Origin of the sequence: Luteibacter yeojuensis, assembly GCF_000964085.1 — a bacterium.
Lineage (GTDB): Bacteria > Pseudomonadota > Gammaproteobacteria > Xanthomonadales > Rhodanobacteraceae > Luteibacter > Luteibacter yeojuensis_A.
Genome location: NZ_JZRB01000102.1, coordinates 1 through 568, shown reverse-complemented (window position 1 = coordinate 568; position 568 = coordinate 1). Strand labels below are relative to the sequence as shown.

General features: G+C 74.5%; 1 protein-coding gene. It reads left to right on the top strand.

Features of this window, described 5'->3' with window-relative positions; genetic code table 11:
- Positions 1-32: 32 nt before the first annotated feature.
- Positions 33-568 (top strand): M56 family metallopeptidase (locus VI08_RS20370; RefSeq protein ID WP_232309609.1); only part of this gene is annotated, 536 nt, incomplete at its 3' end.

The window sequence follows — 568 nt, the reverse complement described above, 5'->3', positions numbered from 1 at the left end:
TCGACGATACGTTCGGCGACGAGGAGCGCGAGATGGCATTGATGCACGAGCTCGCGCACATCCGCCGTGGCGACCTCCTCCTGGGCGGCGTCCCCGCGCTTGCCCGCACGCTGTTCTTTTTCCACCCGGTGGCCCACGTGGCCGTGCGCGAGTACGCCCTTTGCCGCGAAGCGGCCTGCGATGCGCTGGCCGTCGACCGGGGCCGGCTCGCGCCCGGCATGTACGGCCGCCTGCTGCTGCGCCTGGGCGTCGCGCCGCATCCGCACCACGCGCTGCCTGGCGCCTCCCCCACCTTCCGCATCCTGAAGAGGAGACTCGACATGCTTGGCCAGTCACAGGGCGCGCGCCCGCGCGCCATCACCACCCTGCTCGTCGCCGCGCTCGCCATCGCCGCCGCCCTGCCATGGCGCGTCGTGGCCGCCGATTCGCAAGTGAACACGCAGGCGGCGCCCGTGCCGCAGGAGCCCGCACCCGCACGCATCGTCGACAAAGCCGCGCCTGCCGCGCCAAGCGCCCCGGCGACGCCCGCCAAGGCGGCGGCACCCGCCACGCCGGCGTCGCGCGTCGG